Annotated in this window: 5 protein-coding genes; all 5 read right to left on the bottom strand. The window is 35.3% G+C overall.

The features are described from left to right. Window positions 1–255: 255 nt before the first annotated feature. Entirely contained in the window at window positions 256–1110 is an 855-nt protein-coding gene (locus ACEN4N_RS11030) for an ABC transporter permease (protein ID WP_407090268.1), read from the bottom strand. A gap of 124 nt (window positions 1111–1234) precedes the next feature. Next, window positions 1235–2197: an oligopeptide ABC transporter permease gene (gene opp4B / locus ACEN4N_RS11025; protein ID WP_407090245.1), complete on the bottom strand. Its 963-nt coding sequence runs from the start codon at window positions 2195–2197 to the stop codon at window positions 1235–1237. A gap of 4 nt (window positions 2198–2201) precedes the next feature. After that, a complete protein-coding gene (locus tag ACEN4N_RS11020; protein ID WP_407094240.1) occupies window positions 2202–3161 on the bottom strand; it encodes an ATP-binding cassette domain-containing protein in 960 nt (319 codons plus the stop codon). Beyond that, on the bottom strand, window positions 3161–4174 hold the full coding sequence (locus ACEN4N_RS11015; protein WP_407094239.1) for an ABC transporter ATP-binding protein: 1014 nt from the start codon (window positions 4172–4174) through the stop codon (window positions 3161–3163). Before ACEN4N_RS11015 ends, ACEN4N_RS11020 begins: the two co-directional genes overlap by 1 nt. A gap of 92 nt (window positions 4175–4266) precedes the next feature. Next, complete coding sequence (acpP, locus tag ACEN4N_RS11010; RefSeq protein ID WP_338489167.1) at window positions 4267–4506, bottom strand: acyl carrier protein; 240 nt, start codon at window positions 4504–4506, stop codon at window positions 4267–4269. Between the last annotated feature and the right edge of the window lie 231 nt (window positions 4507–4737).

Here is a 4737-nt window from a genome sequence, read left to right as displayed (position 1 = left end):
TCACCAGTTCATCCGTGGTAAGATGGGTGTAGGTCATTTGTGGTCACTCCTTTGTATTCTTTGGTCGGAATTACAAGTTGAGTGTACCACAAATGGCTGTTTTAGTTGTCTAGCTTAATTTTACAATTGGCGATATATAAAAATTTTAATATATAAGTTAAGTTTCATCAAATTTTACACATAACATTAGAAAAAACTCATAAAAAAAACCGAGCGACGCATCGCTCGGTTCTAAAAAATAGTATTTGTAACTGTTTATCCAAGACGTTGTTTTGAATCAGCCACACGTTGGAATGCTTGTCCCATATAGTTAATACTTAACATTAGTGCTAAGATTACTCCAACAGCGGGAAGCCATACCCATACTTTGTTTTGAATAACATCTGGGTTGTTCGCCGCAGCGATTAAAGTACCTAAACTTGGTGTTTCAGATGGTAAACCGAAGCCTAAGAAAGTTAGACCTGTCTCAATACCGATATTACCTGAAAGACCTAACGTTAAGCTTGTAATGATTAATGAACTTAAGTTCGGCATTAACTCTAGATACATAATTTTCCAATCCGGTGTTCCCATCGTTTTAGAAGCGCTTATATAATCTTTAGACGCCTCACTTAAAGCGGATGTACGGAACAATCGAACTCCTCCGGCCCAACCTAATGCTGATAGAATAGCAATCAGTGACCACAAATCGAATCGACGAACAATTGTTACAATGACAATGATTAATACTATTGGCGGTAAAATAATAATGAAGTCGACAATACGCATCATAATATCTTCTACGAATCCACCATAGTAACCAGCAATAATTCCTAAAGCAATACTTATAATTGATGTAATAATAGTTACGGCAAAACCAATAAATATACTATTACGTGTACCGATAATTAAGAGTGAGAGAACATCACGTCCACCCTCTTCAGCTCCAAGAATAAAACCGTTCTCACCTGGTTTAGCATATCGACTAAATAAGTCAACTTTAGTTGCTGCATCATGATCCACAATCATCGCACCAATAAATGCGATTAAAATGATTGTAATGAATACAAATAATGCAACAATGGCTGCCTTATCTTTGACAAATTCTCTTCGAATGACTTCGAATCCCATCGGAGGTAATGCTTCGCCTTCAGCTTGAGCTACCTCTAACGATTGATCTAAAGCTTCTTCATTGATTATTTGGTCTTCTTTGTTATATTGTTTTTCTTCTTTATCCATGAAACATTCCTCCTTTCTAGTTGATTCGGATTCTTGGGTCAACAAATATCATAATAATATCTGATATTAATGTTCCCAATAAAGTCATAATACCGAATAACAGTACAAGTGTCGTCATAACTGTAAAGTCACGTCCAGTGATCGATGTAATAAATAGTTGTCCCATACCTTGGTAAGTAAAGATTTGCTCTGTAATTACTGATCCTGAAATTAATCCAGTTAAAGTATAACCCATACTTTGCGCAATTGGTAACATTGAGTTTCTGAAGATATGACGACTATAAATCTTATTCATCGGTACACCTTTTGAACGAGCTGTACGTACGTAATCTTGAGATTTAGCATCTACAACTCCGGTTCTTAAGTACTGGATGATACCCGTGGTACTTAAAATACCCATTGTAAAGGCAGGAAGAATCATATGATAAATTCTAGATCCAATATATTCTAAAGTCCCAGGTTGAACACCAGAACCTACTGTACCACGAGTTGGGAACCAACCTAATGTATAACCGAATAACCAGATAAATAATAGACCTAATACGAAAGTCGGTACTGAATATGTTACAAAGTTATAAACGTTAACGGTACGATCAAAGAAAGAATTTTGGAATCGACCAGATAATAAACCTAAAGGTAAGGCAATTGCATAAGTAATAATTACAGTTAATAGTGATAGCCATAATGTTGGTCCGATACGTTGGCTAATAATTTGAGCTACTGGCATACGGTGTGCCCAACTACGACCGAAGTCTCCTTGTAATGCGCCGCCCATCCAATCAATATATCTTTCTGGCCATGATTTATTTAAACCTAATTGTGCACGCATTGCTTCAATTTGATCAGCAGAAATAGTTGGATCCACTAACCCAGTCAGTGCATCCCCGGGCATCATTGCACCTAGAACAAATACAATAATACTAAGGATAAACACTTGGGGTATCATGAGAACAACACGTCTTAATATTGTTTTCCACATAGTATTAAGCGCCCCCTTCTAAAGTCGAAGATACTTCTTTTAAAGCAACTGAGTGAGTATCAGAGACTGCTTTTAAATCATATACTCGACCATTTTCACTAAAGTATTTTGATTGGTTTTCTTGATATATCTTTTCAACGCGTAAACGGTTATTCTTATGCTCATCACGATTGTTAGGATCGATTTGAGGAATAGCCGCAAGTAAACGACGCGTATAGATATGTTGAGGATCTTCATAGATATCCTCTTTATTTCCATACTCTGTGAAGCGCCCGCGATACATAATCGCAATTTCATCACACATGTGTTTTACTACACCTAAATCATGTGATATGAATAAATAACTGACGTTATATTCTTCTTGAATTCTCTTCATGAAGTTAAGAACTTGAGCTTGAACTGATAAATCTAGTGCTGATACAGGCTCATCTGCGATAATTAATTTAGGATTAATTGCCACAGCTCTTGCTACACCGATACGCTGTCTTTGTCCACCAGAGAATTGATGCGGATACTTAGTTAAAGCATCCTCTGTTAAACCAACAATATCTAAAAGTTCCATCATACGACGACGTTCTTCATCTGGTGTCATATTCGTAAAGTTACGAATAGGCTCAGCTAAAACGTCAACGATTCTTTTTTTAGGATTAAAACTTGACATAGCGTCTTGGAATATCATCTGAACATTCTGACGATAGTCTGAGCGGCGTTTACGAGCTTCTTTTGAAACATCTTTACCATTATAGTAAATCTCACCAGATGTAATCTTTTCTAATCCAACAATAGCTTTACCAATTGTTGATTTACCAGATCCAGATTCCCCGACTAGACCGTAAGTTTTACCTTCTTCGAATGATAAGTCTACACCATCAACTGCATATACATAATCTGTGACTCTGTTAAGGAAGCCACTACGTATTGGATAATGTACTTTTAAATCTTTTATCTCTATTAATCCAGACATTATTCAACCTCCTCAGGGAAGTAGAAGTTTTCATGACAAGTACAACGTACCCAATGACCTTCTGCTACTTCGTGTAATTCAGGATTATGCTCATGTTCCTCTTCATTAATCCAAGGAATTCGGTGAGCAAAACGACATCCTGTTCTTGGTAGATTTGTGATTGACGGAACTACACCTTGAATAACATGTAGTTCTCCTGATTCTTCATCCACTAAATCGTTAGATTGTGGAATTGATCTTAATAATGATCTTGTGTATGGATGTTTAGGATTATTAAATAATTCTTCCACTGTTGCGATTTCCACAAACTCACCTGCGTACATTACAGCTACTCGGTCAGCCGTTTCAGCAACTACTCCTAAATCATGGGTAATTAAGATAATTCCTGACTCTGTTTCTTCTTGAATTTCATTTAATAAATCAAGAATCTGTGCTTGAATCGTAACGTCTAAAGCTGTTGTTGGCTCATCAGCGATGATGATACCTGGTTTACATGCTAAAGCAATGGCAATAATAACACGTTGTCTCATACCACCTGAAAGTTCATGTGGATATTGTTTAGCCATACGTTTTGGATTGGCAATTCCCACTTGATCTAATAATTCGAGGATACGATTATGACGTTCCTTTTTATTTAATTTAGTATGATAATATAATGGCTCTTCAATTTGTGCTTCAATCGTCATTAACGGGTTTAATGAAGCTAATGGATCTTGGAAAATCATTCCAATCTCATCACCACGAATTTTTAGATATTCTTTCTCAGACATGTTTAAAATGTTTTTGCCTTTATAGTTAATTTCTCCTGTTTGTTTTGAATTTTTTGGATCATGAAGACCTACAATCGCAGTTGCGAGTGTACTTTTACCAGAACCAGATTCTCCAACGATTGCTAATTTTTCATTCTTAGATAATGTTAATGACACACCATCTACAGCATTATAGTAATCATCTTTAACACGGAATCCAATTTCTACGTCTTTCATTTCCAATATTTTCTTGTTACTTTCCATAATTTCCCTCCGGTGTCCTTTATAAAAAAATAAAAACCCTACTTATTGAAAAACAAGCAGCGTTGTTTTTTTATATATTGCTAAAGATAGAACTATTTTAATTCATCGATGTATCTTACTGCATCACCTACTGTAGATAATTCTTCTATTCTTTCGTCATCGAACTGGATATTGAATTGATCTTCTAATTCCATAACAAGTTCCACAACGTCTAATGAATCAGCTCCAAGGTCTTCAAATGTCATTTCTGCATTTACTTTATCTTCTTGAACACCAAAACGATCTACAATCATTTCTCTTACAGTATTTAAAGTGTTTTGATTTTCACTCAATTGATACACCTCCGTTCATTATAACAAATTTTTATTCTATAACATGATACAAATAATCATCTCATTTGTCTATCATTTTTTCTAATTAATTATAACTTTTTATATGGTGTGTTGTAAGATGAAACGCAACACTAAAAAAAGACATGAAGATTCGTTATACTTAAGTCACCACAACATAGTATAAGGAGAGAATCTTCATGTCACACACTCATTTTAACACAAAGAAATCTA

Origin of the sequence: Ruoffia sp. FAM 20857 (assembly GCF_045528645.1) — a bacterium.
GTDB lineage: Bacteria > Bacillota > Bacilli > Lactobacillales > Aerococcaceae > Ruoffia > Ruoffia halotolerans.
Note: the sequence above shows the minus strand (reverse complement) of the source record. Positions and strands in the feature narration are given on the sequence as shown.

What these genes read in the sequence shown, in the direction of transcription:
- ACEN4N_RS11015 (WP_407094239.1), bottom strand. Translation starts at nt 4,174, where the DNA reads ATGGAAAGTAACAAGAAAATATTGGAAATGAAAGACGTAGAAATTGGA.
- ACEN4N_RS11020 (WP_407094240.1), bottom strand. Translation starts at nt 3,161, where the DNA reads ATGTCTGGATTAATAGAGATAAAAGATTTAAAAGTACATTATCCAATA.
- opp4B (WP_407090245.1), bottom strand. Translation starts at nt 2,197, where the DNA reads ATGTGGAAAACAATATTAAGACGTGTTGTTCTCATGATACCCCAAGTG.
- ACEN4N_RS11030 (WP_407090268.1), bottom strand. Translation starts at nt 1,110, where the DNA reads ATGGGATTCGAAGTCATTCGAAGAGAATTTGTCAAAGATAAGGCAGCC.